Here is an 18,714-nt window from a genome sequence, read left to right on the forward strand (position 1 = left end):
TGTTATGGAACATCCTGAAAATAGTGAAGAATATAAGGGACTTGTTGTCAATAAAGGTATTGAGCAACCCTCATCTGTGAATCCCTACTTAAAGCGGAAACCTAAGAAACGCCAACTTTCAGTAGCAGAGTTTGTAGAAGGTATCGTAAAGGGTGATGTCACTATATTGAGTCAGGCTGTGACATTGGTGGAAAGCGTAAAGCCTGAACATCAGGCTGTCTCACAGGAAATCATCGAGAAATGTCTGCCATTTTCCGGCAATTCGGTTCGGATCGGTATCAGTGGTGTTCCCGGTGCGGGAAAGAGTACGTCGATAGATGTATTCGGTCTGCATGTACTTGAAAAAGGGGGCAAGTTGGCGGTATTGGCTATCGATCCCAGTAGTGAACGCAGTAAAGGCAGTATCTTGGGAGATAAGACGCGTATGGAACAGCTGGCCGTACATCCTAAATCGTTCATCCGCCCTAGTCCGTCAGCCGGTTCATTGGGAGGAGTGGCACGTAAAACACGGGAGACGATTATTCTTTGCGAAGCTGCCGGATTTGATAAGATTTTTGTGGAGACCGTAGGAGTGGGACAGAGCGAAACGGCTGTTCACTCGATGGTTGATTTCTTCCTGTTGATTCAGTTGTCCGGTACGGGAGATGAACTGCAGGGGATTAAGCGTGGTATTATGGAAATGGCGGACGGTATCGTTATCAATAAGGCCGATGGAGATAATCTGGAACGTGCCAAGTTGGCTGCCACTCAATTCCGTAATGCATTGCATCTGTTTCCTGCGCCTGAATCCAGATGGACTCCCAAAGTCTTGACTTACTCCGGTTTTTATAATCTGGGAGTGAAGGAAGTCTGGGACATGATTTACGAGTACATTGATTTCGTGAAAGGAAACGGCTATTTTGAATATCGCCGAAACGAACAAAGTAAATATTGGATGTATGAAAGCATTAATGAACAACTTCGTGACAGCTTTTATCATAATCCGAAGATTGAAGCGATGCTCTTAGAAAAAGAACAGCAGGTATTGAAAGGTAACCTGACTTCGTTTATAGCTGCAAGAAGTCTGCTCGATACTTACTTTGAGGATTTGAAATAAGGCTTTAAATTAACAAGATTCTAATTATTAAAGAATACATTTAGCATAAGCGGGTAGGAAACGTTCAGTCTTTCTACCCGTTTATACTATTAATGAAGCTTTTCTGTTTTTTCAAGGTCAGCTCTCGATTTACTTTGAGTCACAATATATACTCCCAGGAATACGAGTGCGATGGCAATCCCTTTTTCCCAGCCAAAGTTTCCGATACCCATTGCGATTGCCGCAATTGTAGCCACGATCGGTTGCATATAATTGTACATGCTGACTACCGTAGGACGAAGCAGTCTCTGCGCAGTCATAATGCAGAGATATGCGAGGAAACTACCTCCTAATACGACATACAATACCTGTATGATAGCAATTGTGGAAACAGAAGTCCATTGAATCGTAGAAATATCATAATAGGAGAATGGAATATAGCACATCGAAGCATAGATGAACATCCATTTGTTAATCGTTACTGCTGAATATTGTTGAGATAATCCTTTGAATACAGTTAAGTATATGGAGAAACTGATTTGCGCAACGAGACAAAGCAAGTCACCAATCAGGCTTCCGTTTCCGTTACTTCCTGCCTGGCTGCTCACAATGAGAATGAGTGCTCCCATAGCACCTACAAAAATTCCCATTACTTTCTTATTGGTAATAGGTTCTTTCAAATAGATGGCCGCTACAACCATTGTTACAATCGGTAGAGTAGTAGTTACGATAGAAGCATCGATAGGAGAAGTCATAGAAAGTCCGAAGATAAACACTCCTTGATTGAATACTAGCGCAAAAAGTGAAGCAAAGAAGATTTTCAGCATATCTTGATGATTCACATGTTCCTGTTTACAAAATATAGAAAGAATCCAGAAAGCTGCTGCTGCTCCCACCATACGGAACGTGGTAACTGAAATTGCGGAAAACTCTTGAAGAGCTGACTTACCGATGGGAGACATTAATCCCCACATAACGTTTGCCGTAAGCGCAAACAAATGACCATACAGGTTCTTACTTTTGTCCATGTTGATGCTATTTATTTTACTATATTTCTGATATCATTAACAATCAAATAGAGAAAACGGTTGCAAAGGTAGCTTTTTATCGTATGATTTGTTTATATTTGCCTTGATTAAACTTGAATATTATGGAACAACAAGCCAATTATATCCGTCGTATCGAGATACACGGACTATGGGAACGCTTTAATATAGGATGGGATTTGCGTCCCGATGTGAATATCCTCTCCGGCATCAACGGAGTGGGGAAGACTACCATTCTGAACCGTTCGGTAGGATATCTCGAGGAACTCTCCGGTGAAATGAAAAGTGACGAGAAGAACGGAGTGCGTCTTTTCTTCGACAATCCCCAGGCAACCTATATCCCCTATAATGTGATCCGGAGCTACGACCGTCCCTTGATTATGGGAGACTTCACCGCCCGTATGGCAGACAAGAATGTAAAGTCCGAACTGGATTGGCAACTCTACCTGTTGCAACGCCGTTATCTCGATTATCAGGTTAACATAGGCAATAAGATGATCGAAATGCTTTCCAGCGACAATGAAGAGGAACGTCGCAAGGCGGCCACACTGTCTGTGGCTAAGCGCCGCTTTCAGGATATGATTGACGAACTGTTCAGCTATACACGTAAAAAGATAGACCGGAAACGGAATGATATTGCTTTCTACCAGGATGGCGAGCTATTGTTTCCTTATAAACTATCGTCCGGCGAAAAGCAAATGCTGGTTATTCTGCTGACCGTACTTGTGCAGGACAACAGCCACTGCGTATTGTTTATGGATGAGCCGGAAGCTTCCCTTCACATAGAATGGCAGCAAAAATTGATTGCTATGATACGTGAACTGAATCCGAATGTGCAGATCATCCTGACTACCCATTCACCTGCCGTCATTATGGAAGGATGGCTGGATGCCGTGACAGAAGTAAGCGATATATCTACCAATATAAATAAAACTGATGGCAACTTCACTACGAGATAATCTGACTTCTTCCTATTTCAATGCCGCCCATAAGCTTTATCCGAAAAAAGCCCGCCGACGTATCATCGCTTATGTAGAAAGCTATGACGACATCGCTTTCTGGCGCACATTGCTTGAAGAATTTGAAGATGATGAACACTATTTCCAGGTGATGCTTCCTTCGGCCACCTCCTTGGCAAAAGGAAAAAAGATGGTACTCATGAACACGCTGAATACAGCCGAACTGGGGAGAAGCCTGATTGCCTGTGTGGACAGTGACTATGATTTCCTGTTGCAGGGAGCCACCAATACCTCCCGTAAAATCAACCGGAACAGATATATTTTTCAGACTTATACCTATGCTATTGAAAACTATCATTGTTTTGCCGAGAGCCTTCACGAGGTATGTGTGCAGGCCACATTGAACGACCGTTCCATTCTCGACTTCAATTCCTATCTAAAGAGATACTCCGAAATAGTATATCCGCTTTTTCTCTGGAACGTATGGTTCTATCGCCAACGGGATACTTACACTTTCCCGATGTACGATTTCCATACCTATACCTCTTTGCGTGAGATTAACCTCCGGAATCCGGAAAAGAGTCTGGAATCACTCCAACAACGGGTTAACCAGAAGTTGGCAGAGTTGAAAAAGAAATTTCCTCATAACATCAATCAAGTAAACGGACTGCAGGCTGAATTTAAAGAGCTGGGGTTGGTGCCGGAAACTACTTATTTGTATATGCAGGGACACCATGTGATGGATAATGTGGTAATGAAACTTTTGATTCCGGTCTGCACTGTATTACGCCGTGAACGGGAACAGGAAATCAAACGACTGGCCGAACACAATGAACAATTCAGAAACGAACTGACTTGTTATCAGAACAGCCAGGTGAATGTGGAAATCATGCTCAAGAAGAATGTAGCCTACAAAAGGCTCTTCCATTACGATTGGTTGCGGCAGGATATCAGTGAATATTTGGAAGAAGGAAAAAATAAACAGAAATCATAAATAAAAGAAAAACTAAAAGAGAGAGAGAAGATTGCTTATGAAAGAAGTAAAGGAAGTAGTTGACACTGTGAGTATAGCATTGGCAAATGGACAGCCGGAAGAAGCAGGTAATGTAATGATGCAAGAAGTAAACCATGCTTTGCTTTCGATGGGAGTAGATGAAGTCTGGGCAGATAAGATTGATAACTTTATCATCTTATTGTGCATAATCGGAATCGCTTTATTAGCCAATCTGATTTGCCGCAAGATTATTCTGCGTACCGTAGCCAGATTGGTGAAACAGACGAAAGCAACTTGGGATGATATTGTATTTAATGATAAAGTGATGCTGAATATCAGCAGATTGGTAGCACCTATTTTGATTTATATATCTATCCCTATCGCATTTCCCGAACATGCGGACTCCGGTTTGCTGGACTTCCTTCGCAGACTTTGCATGATTTATATCCTGGCAGTCTTTCTTCGCTTCGTCAGTGCGCTGTTCACAGCCGTTTACCTCGTATATAGCGCACGTGAACAATATAAGGACAAACCTTTGAAGGGACTTTTGCAGACAGCACAAGTCGTTCTCTTCTTTATAGGAGCCATTATTATTATCAGTATCCTGATAAAGCAAAGCCCGGTGGTGCTGCTGACCGGACTGGGAGCTTCCGCTGCCGTTTTGATGTTAGTCTTCAAGGACAGTATCATGGGATTTGTCTCCGGCATCCAGCTTTCTGCCAACAATATGCTGAAAGTAGGCGATTGGATCACGATGCCGAAATATGGTGCGGACGGTACGGTGATAGAGGTAACATTGAACACCGTAAAGGTGCGTAACTTTGATAACACCATCACCACCATTCCTCCTTACCTGTTGATTAGTGACTCTTTCCAGAACTGGCAGGGAATGCAGGAATCCGGCGGACGCCGTGTGAAACGTTCCATTAATATAGACATGACCAGCGTGCACTTCTGTACACCGGAAATGTTGGCAAAATACCGGAAGATACAACTTTTGACGAACTATGTGGATGAAACGGAAAAGGTAGTGGAAGAATATAATAAGGAGCATCACATCGACAACTCCGTATTAGTGAATGGACGTCGGCAAACAAACCTGGGAGTTTTCCGCGCCTATCTGACTAATTATCTGAAAAACCTGCCTACCGTCAATCAGGACCTGACCTGCATGGTACGCCAGCTCCAGCCTACCGAAACCGGTATTCCGTTGGAACTTTATTTCTTTTCTGCCAATAAAGTATGGGTTGCCTATGAAGGCATACAGGCAGATGTTTTCGATCATGTGCTTGCCATTATTCCTGAATTCGATCTGCGTGTCTTCCAGAATCCGTCGGGAGCCGACTTCCATCGGATAGGGGTAAAGATAGAAAACTAATCAAACGTTTATAAATTACTACTACTATGACTACACCGTTATCCAACCAGATTATCCGTGAAATCACTCCTTTATCAGATAAGGATTGCTTTTACATTGCGGAGCGTTATAAAACGGAATTCACTTATCCTATTCACAATCACTCCGAATTTGAATTGAACTTCACCGAAAAGGCTGCCGGGGTGAGGCGGATTGTAGGAGATTCTTCCGAAGTGATAGGCGACTATGATCTGGTGCTGATAACGGGAAAAGACTTGGAACACGTCTGGGAACAGAACGACTGTCGTTCTAAAGAGATACGGGAGATTACCATCCAGTTTTCTTCCGATCTTTTCTTCAAGAGCTTTATCAATAAGAATCAATTCGATTCTATCCGCCGGATGCTGGATAAGGCACAGAAGGGACTTTGTTTTCCCATGTCTGCCATACTGAAAATTTATCCGTTGCTGGATACGCTTGCTTCCGAGAAACAGGGATTCTATGCAGTCATCAAGTTTATGACGATACTGTATGAGCTTTCTCTCTTTGAAGAAGAAGCCCGTACGTTGTCCAGTTCGTCTTTTGCCAAGATAGATATTCATTCGGACAGCCGCCGTGTGCAAAAAGTGCAGGAATATATCAATGCACATTATCAGGAGGAAATACGTCTGGGACAATTGGCTGATATGGTGGGAATGACGGATGTGTCGTTCAGCCGGTTCTTCAAACTGCGTACCGGAAAGAACTTATCTGATTATATCATAGACATTCGTTTGGGCTTTGCTTCCCGGTTGCTGGTCGATTCTACTATGTCTATTGCCGAGATTTGTTATGAGTGCGGTTTCAATAACCTTTCCAATTTCAACCGTATCTTTAAAAAGAAAAAGAGTTGTTCGCCCAAAGAGTTTCGTGAGAACTACCGGAAGAAAAAGAAATTGATTTAGTGATTGGCGAGGGAATAGAGACCGGTTGACGCTAGTCCCCCTCCCGGACTCCGTTTTTTCTGCAAAGGAAGCCTCTGGAGATGCTCTGGACGAGGGCTTGTGCCAGCGGCTTGTCACAGTTGTGCCACTACGTTGTCACTGTTGTGCCATTGCGATGGCACAGTTGTGCCAGCGGGTTGGCATTGCCTGTCATAAGCAGGAAAGGAAATAAAGATAGCAATGAAAGGAAATTCCATGTAGAAGCAATGAGATTGCAATGCTTATTTCAATAGATTGTATTTTCTTCGTATTATCATCGTAACATTTACGCTCTACCTTTGCCGATGTAATTTAAACGTAGAGTAAAGTTCGATGAAAAAGCTATTTCTATTAAGATTCTCTGTTGCAGTCTTCTTCAGTATCGTATGTGTACTTTCCGCATTGGCTGCTAATATAAAGGTGAAAGGAGCTGTGAAAGACAAACTTTCCAAAGAACCTCTGATCGGAGCTACTATCCGGCTGATAGGCACTCAAGCCGGAGCCGTTACCGATATGGATGGTAACTTCGAGTTGAATGTTGCCGGTGTTTTGGAAGGTATGTATGATATTGAAATAAAATATGTAGGCTATAAGACAGAAGTGCGCCGTAAGGTGCGTGTGGAGAATGGAAAGCTGGTGATTTTGAATCTGGAACTGGAAACAGATGCACAAGAACTTTCCGACGTGGTGGTAGTAGCCAAAAAGAACCGGGAAAATGAGAATATGCTGTTGCTCGAACAGCAGAAGGCAGTGATTGCCGTGCAATCCGTCGGCGTTAGGGAACTCTCCCGCAAGGGTGTTTCGGATGCGGAAGGTGCCGTCACTAAAGTTGCCGGAGTATCTAAACAAGACGGGGTGAAGAATGTCTTTGTCCGTGGATTGGGAGACCGTTACAATGCAACCACGTTCAACGGATTCGCTCTTCCTTCCGAAGATCCGGAATATAAGAATATCTCTCTTGATTTCTTCGGTACGGACATTATCCAGTCTGTAGGCGTAAATAAAGCATTCAACGCAGGAGGCAGCAGTGATGTTGGAGGGGCAACCATAGATATTGTATCCAAAGAACTGATAGGTAGCGGTCATTTGGGATTCGGTATTTCCGGTGGCTTGAACACACAGACTGTAGCGGCCGATTTTCTGAAACAGGATGGAGTGAACTTTATGGGCTTTGCCAATCGCACCGAACCTGTGGATGAAAACTCATGGAACTTCAAAAATAAGTTAGACCCTTTCGGTCAACATCTCCAGATCAATCGGAGTTATAGCATTTCCGGTGGCAAACGATTCTATGTCGGAGAAGACAAAAATCCGCTTTCTTTCTTCCTGACTGCCGGACATACGACGGACTATCAGTATACGGATGAAATCATACGTAATACAACTACCAGCGGTACGATATATAAAGATATGAATGGCAAGAAGTATACGGAGAATATCAGTCAGCTGGCACTTGCCAATGTTGATTTCGATATGCAGAACCGTCATCACATCAGTTATAATTTTATGATGATTCATGCCAATACCCAGTCGGTGGGTGACTACAACGGTAAGAACTCGATTTTTAGTGACGACTACGAAAACCTCGGATTCACCCGTCGTCAACAGGCGAATGACAATATGTTGATCGTTAATCAGCTGATGACCAACTGGGGATTAACCAAATCGTTAAGTCTGGATGCAGGTGCTTCCTATAATATAGTGAAAGGTTATGAACCGGACCGTCGTATCAACAACCTGACCAAAGCGGAAAATGGATATACATTGCTTAGAGGAAACTCGCAACAGCGCTATTTCTCAACTTTAGACGAAAACGACCTGAATGTAAAAGCAGGCTTGGTCTATCGTCTGAAAGATGATGTGGAAGAGATATCAAATGTCCGTTTCGGATATGCAGGCAGATTCGTTGATGATAACTTCAAAGCTACGGAGTATAATCTGACGGTAGGACATGTTTCTACCATCCCTTCTTTGCATGACTTCTCGCTTGACGATTATTATAATCAGGAAAACTTTTCTTCCGACTGGTTTAAGATACAGAAGAATATAGATGAATATACAGTAAAAAAGAATATTCATTCCGCTTATGCCGAAGCTACCTACCAGTTTACTTCCCGTTGGATTGTGAATCTGGGATTGAAATATGACAAGGTAGACATTGAAGTGGACTATAATGTCAATCGTGGAGGCTCTAAAGGAAACAATACCATTCAAAAAGATTATTTCCTGCCCAGCTTGAATCTCAAATACAATCTGAATGAGAAAAACTCGCTTCGTCTGGGAGCCAGCAAAACGTATACGCTGCCGCAGGCAAAGGAAATATCTCCTTACCGTTATGTCGGTGTGAACTTCAACAGCCAGGGTAACCCCAATCTGAAACCTTCGGATAATTATAACCTTGATTTGAAATGGGACTTTAATCCCACTCCGACCGAATTGATTTCTCTCACGGCTTTTTATAAACTGATCAAGAATCCGATATCCCGCATAGAAGTGGCAAGTGCCGGAGGTTATCTTTCTTATGAGAATATAGCAGACAAAGCAACCGTAGCCGGAGTAGAAGTGGAAATACGTAAGAATCTGTTTGTCCGTCCGGCGGGTAATGCCGCGAATGGAATGAATAAACTCTCTTTCGGATTGAACGGCTCTTATATCTACACGAATGCCAAAATGCCTTTGGCAACCGTTACTACCGGTTCGCAACTGGAAGGAGCTGCACCGTGGATTGTCAATTTCGATCTCTCACATAACTTCACGAAGGGTAAGCGTAGCTTTGTCAATACATTGGTACTTAATTATGTGAGTGATAAGATATATACCATTGGTACACAGGGCTATCAAGATATGATGGAGCAGGGAATCCTGACACTGGATTTTGTGTCTCAAGCTAAACTCAATAAACATCTCTCACTCAACCTGAAAGCTCGTAATCTGCTGAATCCCTCTTATAAGTTAAGCCGCAAAGCGAACGAAAACGGGGAGAAGGTGATACTGAATGATTATAAGAAAGGAATAAATATAAGCCTGGGGGTGTCGTGTACATTCTAAACCGGGTGATGAAATAAAATTATTAACTAATAATGAAAGCAAAATGAAAAGATTGTTTGTGAACTTTATGACATTTGCCGTTATGGCAACAGCACTTACATTGACTGCATGTAGCAGTGATAGTGACGGAGACGGCGATGGTAATGGAAATGGTGGAAACAATGGCGGAACAGGTAGCTCTATCGTTGTGGGTGAAAATATCCTGTCCGGAACGCTGACCGGAGAGCAAACGCTGGAAGCTAAGGAATATATTCTGAACGGAACAGTCGTGATTGAAGACGGAGGCCGTCTGAATATCCCTGCCGGAACAACGATTAAAGCCCGTGAAGGTTTCAGCAGTTATCTGCTGGTAGCACAGGGGGGTAAACTTTATGCTGACGGTACCGCTGACAAGCCAATCGTTTTCACAGCCAACTCAACGAGTCCCACATCCGGTTATTGGGGAGGAGTCATTATCAACGGTAAAGCTCCGATCTCCGGCTCGAATGCAAATAAGAGTGATACAGGTCTGACAGAAATCGACAACAACTATAAATATGGTGGTAGTGTCGATAATGATAATTCCGGTTCACTGACTTATGTGAAAATCTGCTATGCCGGTGCTCGCTCTACAGCAGATATCGAACACAATGGATTGACGCTGAACGGTGTTGGAAACGGTACCAAGATTGAGAATATCTATATTCTTGAAAGTGCGGATGATGCCATCGAATTCTTTGGCGGTACAGTGAATGTAACGAACCTGTTAGCTGTAAACCCGGATGATGATATGTTCGACTTTACTCAAGGATATTCCGGTACATTGAAAAACTGCTATGGTGTTTGGGAAAGCGGTTATACCAGTACGGAAGCAGATCCGCGCGGTATTGAAGCAGACGGTAATTTGGACGGTATCTATCCCGATCATCTGCGTCAATCGGACTTTACGGTTGAAAATATGACGATTGTAAATAATGCTGCAAATACAACGGACAATGTAGACCGTATGCAGGATGTGATAAAGATTCGTCGTGGCGCGAAAGCTACCATTATCAATGCGCTTGTCAAAGGTACCGGCGGAACCATCGACCTGATTGATATGAACGACAGCAAAGGTGCGGGAAATCCAGCTTCCAGCATTAGCATAACGAATACTCTGCAATATAAAACGAAGCTGAACGGTACATTGAATACATTTACCGAACCTGCTACTAACACTGGTGCAGATGCATCCCTGTTCACTTGGACCGGATATAATTTCTCCTCATTATAATTAAGATATAGATTAGCGAGGTTTATTTTTTAATAGGAGGTATGGGAGTATTTGTAACAAACAGATTCTCCCATATTCTATTTGTTTGTTTTCGTAATCTTATTTTAGTTTTTTTATTTGGTTTTTTATGGTATGAGTGATTTCCTTTTTCGTATATTTGTCGACCTATTATCTTACAATGATATAAATTATGCAAACAGACAACGAGCGGTACCATAAAATGGCTTCTCTTGCACAGATCGGGTGGTGGGAAGTAGATTTAACGACAGGATATTACTTATGTTCCGATTATCTTTGTGATCTTCTGGGCTTGGATGGAGACACTATTTCTAATTCGGATTTTCTGAATCTGGTACGTGAAGATTATCGCAAGCAAATTACCCAAGAGTTTCAGGCAAACACTTCTATTCATAAGGACTTTTATGAACAAACTTTTCCTATTCATTCCAAATATGGTGAGGTTTGGTTACATACTCGTCTGGCTTTTCGTGAGAAGGGAGCAGGTGCTGATGGAGGTGATAAATCCTTCGGAGTAATCCAGCGTGTCGAAGCTCCTAAGGAAGAAGATCAAAGGGATGCATTAAGACGTGTGAATGACTTGCTTCGCCGTCAGAATTTTGTGTCGCAATCGTTGCTTCGTTTCCTTCGTGATGAAGAGGTGGAATCTTGTATAACAGATATTTTAAGAGATATACTGAATCTATATGATGGCGAAGGACGCGTTTATATTTTTGAATATGATGAGACTCATACCCATCATAGTTGTACTTATGAAGTTGTTTCCGAAGGGGTATCAGCTGAAAAAGAGACTCTCCAAAATATACCTATCAGTCAATCGAAGTGGTGGAGTGAACAGATATTAGCTGGTAAACCTATTCTCTTGGATACATTGGAACAATTACCGGAAGCAGCAGCCGATGAGTATAAGATACTTGCTGTTCAGGGGATTCGTTCTTTAATGGTTACTCCTTTGATGACGGGTGATCACGTTTGGGGGTATATGGGCATTGATCTGGTGAAAAATTACCATGGCTGGAGTAATGAAGATTTTCAATGGTTCTCTTCATTGGGAAATATTATAAGCATTTGTATCGAGTTGCGTAAGGCCAAGGACAAGGTGATCCGTGAACAGGCTTTCCTGAATAACCTGTTCCATTTTATGCCGATGGGTTATATCCGTATGTCGATTATCCGTGACGAGAATAATAAGCCTTGTGATTATCGGGTGACAGATGCAAATGAGGTAAGTTCCACATTTTTCGGACATCCTTTGGAATCTTATATTGGTGCTTTGGGATCTGAAAAGCATTCCGACTATCTCCAAAAACTTGATTTCCTGAAAGAGATCCTGGATAGTGATTCTTATAGGGAAAAAGATGAATATTTTCCTAAAACGGAACGCTATACGCATTGGATTATTTATTCTCCTGAACAGGATGAAGTTGTCGGCTTGTTCCTCGATTCCACGGGATCAGTGAAAGCCAATCGGGCACTGGACCGGAGCGAAAAGTTATTTAAGAATATCTTTACCAATATCCCGGCAGGAGTCGAAATCTATGATAAAGACGGGTATCTGGTGAATTTAAATAATAAAGATCTGGAGATATTCGGTGTAGTGAATAAATCGGATGTAATAGGGGTTAATTTCTTTGAGAATCCGAATGTACCACAGAACATCCGTGATCGTGTGAGGAATGAGGATTTAGTCGATTTCCGGCTTAACTATTCTTTTGAGCAAACCGGGGGATATTATGAAACAAGCCGCTCCAACGTGATCGAACTATATTCGAAAGTTAGTAAACTATATGACAACGAGGGTAACTTTAACGGATATATCTTAATCAGCATTGACAATACGGAACGCATCGACGCGATGAATCGTATCCGTGATTTTGAGAATTTCTTCCTGATGATATCCGACTATGCCAAGGTAGGTTATGCTAAACTGAATCTTTTGAACCGGAAAGGTTATGCTATTAAACAGTGGTATAAGAATTTGGGTGAGGAAGAAGATATTCCTTTGAGCGAGGTTGTGGGAGTTTATGGCAAAATGCATCCGGAAGACCGTAAACGTTTCTTTGATTTCTATGACGAAGTCAAGAAGGGTAAAAGGAGGCATTTTCAGGGAGAAGTGCGTATTCGTCGTCCCGGAACAAAGAACGAATGGAATTGGGTAAATAGTAATGTAATGGTCACTAACTATAGACCGGAAGAAAACGAAATAGAAATCATCGGCATCAATTATGACATCACAGAGCTGAAAGAGACCGAAGCCGAATTGATTCAGGCACGCGATAAAGCGGAGATGATGGATCGCTTGAAAAGTGCTTTCCTTGCAAATATGAGTCATGAAATCCGTACGCCGCTGAATGCTATTGTTGGTTTCTCCGATTTGTTGGTGGAAACTGAAGACGTGGCAGAACGTCAGGAGTATATTAAGATTGTACGTGAGAATAATGATCTGTTACTGCAACTTATTTCGGATATACTCGACCTCTCGAAGATTGAGGCTGGTACGTTTGAGTTTACTAATGGAGACGTAGATGTAAATCTGTTGTGTGAGGATATTGTCCGCTCGATGCGTATGAAAGCGAAAGAAGACGTGGAACTGGTACTTGATAATCATCTTCCGGTCTGTCATGTCATTAGTGATCGTAATCGCATACATCAGGTGATCTCTAACTTTGTTAATAATGCAATGAAGTTTACCTCCGAAGGGAGTATTCATGTCGGATATGAAATAAAAGAAGGAGAGTTGGAGTTTTATGTCAAAGATACGGGAATCGGTATTGAGAAAGAGCAGTTACCGCATATTTTTGAACGTTTTGTGAAGCTTAATTCTTTTGTGCACGGTACAGGATTGGGACTTTCTATCTGTCAAAGCATTGTAGAACAACTGGGTGGACGTATTGGCGTTGACTCTGAAAAAGGAAAAGGATCACGGTTCTGGTTTACTATTCCTGGGGTAATTGTGACGGAAGAGATGAGTTGTGCCCGGTAAAGGGGCAATTTAATATATAAAGGAAACGGTCTTGGTTTTGATGTCGATTGATAGGGACATGAAACCAAGACCGTTTCTTATGTTATAGAGGTAGTTCGTTTATATTCCGAACGACAATTTATCGATAGACTGATATACGATACTTGCGATACCCAGTCCGATGATACCCAGTGTGCAGAGTGCCAGTCCCCATTTCGTGCAGCGGTCGCTGCGGAAAGTAGGAATCGGGTTGTCGGAAGGAGTGACATACATTGCTTTTACAATCAACAGATAATAGTACAATGAAATCACTGTATTTACCAATGCAATGAATACCAGCAAGTGGAAACCTGCGTCGAAAGCAGCCATGAAGATAAAGAACTTCGAGAAGAATCCGGCAAACGGAGGGATACCTGCCAATGAGAACAGAGACAGAGTCATCAGGAAAGCAATTTTGGGATTCGTTTTATAAAGTCCTGCGTAATCTTCGAGCGTGAATTTCTGACTGCGCAATGCCACGATAGTAATCACGGCAAATACTCCGAGGTTGGCAGCAGCGTACACTAATACGTAATATACCAAAGCTGTCATGCCTTGTGCCGTACCTCCGATAACGCCCAACATAATGTATCCCGCTTGTGAAATACTGGAGAACGCCATCAAACGTTTCAGGTTCTGCTGACGGACAGCAAATATATTGGCAATCGTGATAGAAGCGATGGTTACCCAATAAAGTACTTCCTGCCAGTCATTGATCATTGGAGCGAATACTTTGATAAGTACAGCCAACAAAACAAATGCTGCCGATCCTTTTGATATAACGCTCAAATAAGCGGTAACTGCACTCGGAGCACCTTCGTAAACGTCTGCTGTCCATAAGTGGAACGGAACCAATGATAATTTGAATGCCATTCCTGCAAAGAAGAATACAAATGCCATGATCTGCAACGGATTTCCGTCAATATGGGCAGGAAGGTCATCGAAATAAAGAGTACCGGCAGAACCGTAGATCATTGACAGACCGAACAACAGTAATGCACTGGAGAAAAGAGCTGTCAGAATGTATTTGGCTCCTGCTTCGGCAGAGTTATGACGGTATTTGTCAAAGGCAATCAGCGCTGCCATCGGGATAGAAGCAGTTTCCAGTCCGATGAAGAACATCAGGAAGTGTCCGGCAGAAATCATGAGGTACATACCAAACAAGGTAGAGAGTGTTAGTACATAGAATTCTCCTTGCTTGAACGAAGTATCTTCTCTTTTCATCCATTCGTGTGCCATCAGGAAAACAATCAGTGTGCCGACGTTCAGGATTGATTTAATCACTGTGTGCATCGGTACATAATGATACATACCGCCGAATGCATCGGCAGCAGTTCCCGGAATTAAATTGATAGCTGTATGGATAGCCATCAGAATAACGGGTAACATTGTGTTCAGGCGTGCTTTCCCACCATTTTTGTGTGCATCCGGACTCATGAAGAGGTCAGCTAGAAATAGCAGCAGTAAGACGGCTATGAGCGACAGCTCTTCTCGCATATATAGAAATTGTGAATAATCCATCTTTATCAATTCAAAATTAAAGATTAAAAATTAAAGGGCTATGGAATCAGTTGTGAGACTACGGGGAGTACACTTTCACCAATCATGTGGCTAACCCAGAAAGGAGCCATACCTAGTCCGGCTACACAAACGATGAGGCAGATAACGGCTACACGTTCGTCCCAAGTCGCATCAGTCAGTTCGAGATGATGTTTGTTGGTACAGGTTCCGTATAGAATTTTACCTACCAGACGCAGAATGTAGACTGCAGTAATCACAATCGAAGAACAAGCGATGATAGTCAGTACCCGGTGGAACTGGTCGTTGTTCTGGAAAGAGCCGACGAAAATAGTCATTTCAGCAATAAAACCACTTAATCCCGGCAGACCGAGGTTGGCAAGACCGGCAATTACATAACATACGCTAAGGAACGGCATAACTTTCATTAAGCCGGCAAGCTCGCGAACGTCACGTGTGTGTGTACGTCCATAAATCATACCGATAAGAGCAAAGAACAAGGCTGTCATCAATCCGTGTGAAAGCATCTGAAGGATAGCTCCTGTTGCTGCTGTCTGATTCAGCATCAGAATAGCGAAAAGAACCAGTCCGCAGTGAGATACGGATGAATAAGCATTGATATATTTCAAGTCGGTCTGTACGCAAGCGGAGAATGCACCGTAAACTACAGAGATACCTGTCAATATCAGGAATATCCATGAAAGTTCGTTAGCAGCTTCCGGCATCAGATACATGGCGATACGGAAACATCCGTAACCTCCCAGTTTCATCAATACTCCGGCATGAAGCATAGATACGGCAGTCGGGGCGGAAGCGTGACCGTCAGGACTCCATGTGTGGAACGGGAAAAGGGCACCTAATACACCGAAACCAAGGAAAGTCAGCGGGAACCAGATGCATTGCTGTGCAAAAGGTATGTTGTGCAACTGCGCGATTTCGAGGAGGTTCATAGTGGTTGCTCCCGAACCGAAATAGATTCCGAGAATACCGATCAGCAGGAAGGCAGAACCACCCATCAACATGAGGGTCAGCTTCATGGCTGCATATTCTTTACGTCCCGATCCCCATACACCAATCAACAGGTACATCGGTATCAATGCGATTTCGTAGAACATGAACATGGTGAATAAATCGACGGATATAAAGAATCCGAATACTCCCATAGACAATAGGGTGAACCAAAGGAAATATTCTTTTGTCAGCGGTTGCAGACGCCAGGAAGCAAATGTACCGGTGAACACAATGACAGCGGACAGTAACAACATGGCTACCGAAATTCCGTCAACACCTACTGAATAGGATATGTGAAGCGGGGCATACCAAAGCGTATCTGCACGGAAAAGCATTTCTGCCGTGTTTCCGGCACTACGCTCTCCCAGATACAGGAATGTAAGTACGACGGAGGCAATCAGAAGTGCCGATGCGCCAGTAACCATAACCCCCCGGATGGCTTTGATTCCTCGTGCTGCCCAGAGTCCGGCCAGCATCAATAAGGGGATAAGTACGAATATTGATAAGAAATTCATCTTTATGATTTACTATTTAAAGATTTACTATTTAGAGAATCAGCAGTAGGATAAGTGCCAGTGCACCGCAAAGGAACACGTATGCATATTGTTGTACCTGACCGCTCTGCAAACCACGGATCTCGTCGCTTGTTGTGTTGGTAGCCCATGCCAGAAAATCAAAGAATCCATCCACTACATGACGGTCGAACCATGCGATAGGAGTAGAGATGCAGCGGAAGATAATCTTATGCGTGATAAACTGGTATATATCGTCAATATAGAAGCGGTTATAAGCAGCCTTGTGCAGACCTTTGAACTGTTTTGCCAATGAATCGGCAACTGGCTGTTTGGCATTCTTGTACATCCATGTAGCGATTGCAATCGAAATAATCGCAATGACAACGCTCGTAATAGCCACCGACGGATCGAGATGGATGGAATAAGATTCTCCATTCGAACTGATGAAGTGTCCGAAAGGAATAAATCCGGCTCCACAAGTTACTGCCGCCAGAAACATCAATGGGAAAGTCATAGCCAGCGGACTTTCATGTGGTGTGTGGTGTGCATGGAGCTCTTTGTTTTCCTTGCCCCAGAAAATACCGTAGTAGAGACGGAACATATAGAAAGCGGTCATCGCAGCAATTACTGTCATTACCCATCCCATTACAGGGCTGTATTGGAAGCAAGCAGCCAGAATTTCATCTTTCGAGAAGAAACCCGAGAATGGAGGAATACCGGCAATAGCAAGACAAGCAATCAGGAATGTCCAGTGAGTGATCGGCATATATTTGCGTAAACCTCCCATCGCGGACATTTCGTTAGAATGTACAGCATGAATGATACTACCTGCACCGAGGAAGAGCAATGCCTTAAACATAGCATGTGTGAAGAGGTGGAACATGGAAGCCATGTAGCCCAAGCCTCCTTCATGAGGATCCATGGAAGTACAGACACCCAGAGCTACCATCATGAAACCAATCTGTGAAATGGTAGAGAAAGCCAGTACGCGTTTAATATCTGATTGTACGCAAGCCACACTTGCTGCATAGAATGCGGTGAATGCACCTACCCAGGCAACCATGTGCAGCGTATTCGGTGCATAGGCAATGAAAAGCGGGAACATACGTGCCACCAAATATACACCGGCAACAACCATGGTAGCCGCATGAATCAATGCACTGACCGGAGTAGGACCTTCCATTGCATCCGGCAACCAGATATGCAACGGGAACATGGCACTTTTACCGGCACCACCGACAAACATCAATCCGAGAGCCAATGGAAGCATAGAAGCTCCACCGCTTATCAAGGATACCGTGTCCGGGGTAAATCCGAATGTACCACCATAATATCCGTAAATCAGGATACCGATCAGGAAGCCCAAGTCGGCAAAGCGAGTGACAATAAACGCTTTCTTGGAAGCGGCAACCGCAGCAGGTTTTGTATAGTAGAAACCGATTAGCAGATAAGAGCTTACACCCACCAATTCCCAGAAAAGGTACATCTGGAAGATGTTGGTTGCAACAACCAATCCCAGCATAGACATGGTAAACAGGGATAGGAAAGCATAATAACGTTGAAAACCTACCTCACCTTTCATGTAGCCGAAAGAGTATATATGTACCATCAGTGACACGGTAGAGATGACAATCAACATCATTACTGATATAGGATCGAGCAGGATGCCCAAATCAAAGTGTAAGGTCTCTGTAAAAGGAAGCCACGTGAAGTTGTAAGGTATCAGTGTGGCGAATGTTCCGTCTTCCAGTCGTGGAGCCGAGAAATATTGGATAGCTGTAACGTAGGATAGTACCGCTACTGCTCCCAGTATCAGCGTACCAATTGTGCCCGCTGTCCGATGGGACATCCATTTACCTCCGATTCCCAGTATGAGAAAGGAGAAGAAAGGAAGAAGGAGTATTAGAATTGTTAGTTCCATACAGTTTTATTTTTATTACTTGATTTATTATTATTTG

12 protein-coding genes are annotated in these 18,714 nt (G+C 43.1%); 8 read left to right on the forward strand and 4 right to left on the reverse strand.

Going from position 1 to position 18,714, the window contains the following annotated elements; all coding sequences use genetic code 11:
• Positions 1–4: 4 nt before the first annotated feature.
• Positions 5–1,096, forward strand: coding sequence for a methylmalonyl Co-A mutase-associated GTPase MeaB (meaB, locus tag AB3G73_RS21940; protein WP_367745599.1), 1,092 nt, complete (start codon positions 5–7; stop codon positions 1,094–1,096).
• Between the two features lie 89 nt (positions 1,097–1,185).
• Here the strand turns inward: meaB and AB3G73_RS21945 are convergent, their stop codons facing one another.
• Positions 1,186–2,103, reverse strand: a complete 918-nt coding sequence (locus AB3G73_RS21945) for a DMT family transporter (protein ID WP_148366454.1) — start codon at positions 2,101–2,103, stop codon at positions 1,186–1,188.
• Between the two features lie 122 nt (positions 2,104–2,225).
• Here AB3G73_RS21945 and AB3G73_RS21950 point away from each other — a divergent pair, with 122 nt between their 5' ends.
• The 7 genes from AB3G73_RS21950 (at position 2,226) to AB3G73_RS21980 (ending at position 13,694) form a co-directional block, all read left to right on the forward strand.
• Positions 2,226–3,080 carry an AAA family ATPase gene (locus AB3G73_RS21950; protein WP_195648570.1) on the forward strand — a complete coding sequence of 285 codons (855 nt, stop codon included), beginning with the start codon at positions 2,226–2,228 and terminating at the stop codon, positions 3,078–3,080.
• Positions 3,058–4,074: a DUF4435 domain-containing protein gene (locus AB3G73_RS21955; protein WP_148366452.1), complete on the forward strand. Its 1,017-nt coding sequence runs from the start codon at positions 3,058–3,060 to the stop codon at positions 4,072–4,074. Before AB3G73_RS21950 ends, AB3G73_RS21955 begins: the two co-directional genes overlap by 23 nt.
• A gap of 37 nt (positions 4,075–4,111) precedes the next feature.
• Entirely contained in the window at positions 4,112–5,452 is a 1,341-nt protein-coding gene (locus AB3G73_RS21960; RefSeq protein ID WP_148366451.1) for a mechanosensitive ion channel family protein, read from the forward strand.
• A 26-nt stretch (positions 5,453–5,478) separates the two neighbouring features.
• A complete protein-coding gene (locus AB3G73_RS21965) occupies positions 5,479–6,375 on the forward strand; it encodes an AraC family transcriptional regulator (protein WP_148366450.1) in 897 nt (298 codons plus the stop codon).
• A gap of 351 nt (positions 6,376–6,726) precedes the next feature.
• Complete coding sequence (locus AB3G73_RS21970; protein WP_259022227.1) at positions 6,727–9,441, forward strand: TonB-dependent receptor; 2,715 nt, start codon at positions 6,727–6,729, stop codon at positions 9,439–9,441.
• A gap of 43 nt (positions 9,442–9,484) precedes the next feature.
• The gene (locus AB3G73_RS21975; RefSeq protein WP_195648568.1) at positions 9,485–10,693 is read left to right on the forward strand and encodes a hypothetical protein; all 1,209 of its coding nucleotides are present in this window, start codon (positions 9,485–9,487) and stop codon (positions 10,691–10,693) included.
• 190 nt (positions 10,694–10,883) lie between these two features.
• Positions 10,884–13,694 carry an ATP-binding protein gene (locus AB3G73_RS21980; RefSeq protein WP_367745600.1) on the forward strand — a complete coding sequence of 937 codons (2,811 nt, stop codon included), beginning with the start codon at positions 10,884–10,886 and terminating at the stop codon, positions 13,692–13,694.
• Positions 13,695–13,793: 99 nt separating this feature from the next.
• On the opposite strand, the gene AB3G73_RS21985 is transcribed toward AB3G73_RS21980, so the two are convergent.
• Genes AB3G73_RS21985 through nuoL form a run of 3 tightly spaced genes read right to left on the reverse strand, consistent with a single transcriptional unit; the run spans position 13,794 to position 18,677 of the window.
• On the reverse strand, positions 13,794–15,233 hold the full coding sequence (locus AB3G73_RS21985) for an NADH-quinone oxidoreductase subunit N (RefSeq protein ID WP_148366448.1): 1,440 nt from the start codon (positions 15,231–15,233) through the stop codon (positions 13,794–13,796).
• A gap of 38 nt (positions 15,234–15,271) precedes the next feature.
• Positions 15,272–16,756 (reverse strand): NuoM family protein, encoded by a 1,485-nt coding sequence (locus AB3G73_RS21990; RefSeq protein ID WP_004305342.1) that lies wholly within the window; start codon positions 16,754–16,756, stop codon positions 15,272–15,274.
• Between the two features lie 31 nt (positions 16,757–16,787).
• Positions 16,788–18,677, reverse strand: a complete 1,890-nt coding sequence (gene nuoL, locus AB3G73_RS21995; RefSeq protein ID WP_367745601.1) for an NADH-quinone oxidoreductase subunit L — start codon at positions 18,675–18,677, stop codon at positions 16,788–16,790.
• Positions 18,678–18,714 lie beyond the last annotated feature (37 nt).

Source organism: Bacteroides sp. L008, assembly GCF_040812255.1.
Lineage (GTDB): Bacteria > Bacteroidota > Bacteroidia > Bacteroidales > Bacteroidaceae > Bacteroides > Bacteroides vicugnae.

What these genes read in the sequence shown, in the direction of transcription:
- AB3G73_RS21965 (WP_148366450.1), top strand. Translation starts at nt 5,479, where the DNA reads ATGACTACACCGTTATCCAACCAGATTATCCGTGAAATCACTCCTTTA.
- AB3G73_RS21985 (WP_148366448.1), bottom strand. Translation starts at nt 15,233, where the DNA reads ATGGATTATTCACAATTTCTATATATGCGAGAAGAGCTGTCGCTCATA.
- nuoL (WP_367745601.1), bottom strand. Translation starts at nt 18,677, where the DNA reads ATGGAACTAACAATTCTAATACTCCTTCTTCCTTTCTTCTCCTTTCTC.
- AB3G73_RS21980 (WP_367745600.1), top strand. Translation starts at nt 10,884, where the DNA reads ATGCAAACAGACAACGAGCGGTACCATAAAATGGCTTCTCTTGCACAG.
- AB3G73_RS21960 (WP_148366451.1), top strand. Translation starts at nt 4,112, where the DNA reads ATGAAAGAAGTAAAGGAAGTAGTTGACACTGTGAGTATAGCATTGGCA.
- meaB (WP_367745599.1), top strand. Translation starts at nt 5, where the DNA reads ATGGAACATCCTGAAAATAGTGAAGAATATAAGGGACTTGTTGTCAAT.
- AB3G73_RS21955 (WP_148366452.1), top strand. Translation starts at nt 3,058, where the DNA reads ATGGCAACTTCACTACGAGATAATCTGACTTCTTCCTATTTCAATGCC.
- AB3G73_RS21950 (WP_195648570.1), top strand. Translation starts at nt 2,226, where the DNA reads ATGGAACAACAAGCCAATTATATCCGTCGTATCGAGATACACGGACTA.
- AB3G73_RS21945 (WP_148366454.1), bottom strand. Translation starts at nt 2,103, where the DNA reads ATGGACAAAAGTAAGAACCTGTATGGTCATTTGTTTGCGCTTACGGCA.
- AB3G73_RS21975 (WP_195648568.1), top strand. Translation starts at nt 9,485, where the DNA reads ATGAAAAGATTGTTTGTGAACTTTATGACATTTGCCGTTATGGCAACA.
- AB3G73_RS21970 (WP_259022227.1), top strand. Translation starts at nt 6,727, where the DNA reads ATGAAAAAGCTATTTCTATTAAGATTCTCTGTTGCAGTCTTCTTCAGT.
- AB3G73_RS21990 (WP_004305342.1), bottom strand. Translation starts at nt 16,756, where the DNA reads ATGAATTTCTTATCAATATTCGTACTTATCCCCTTATTGATGCTGGCC.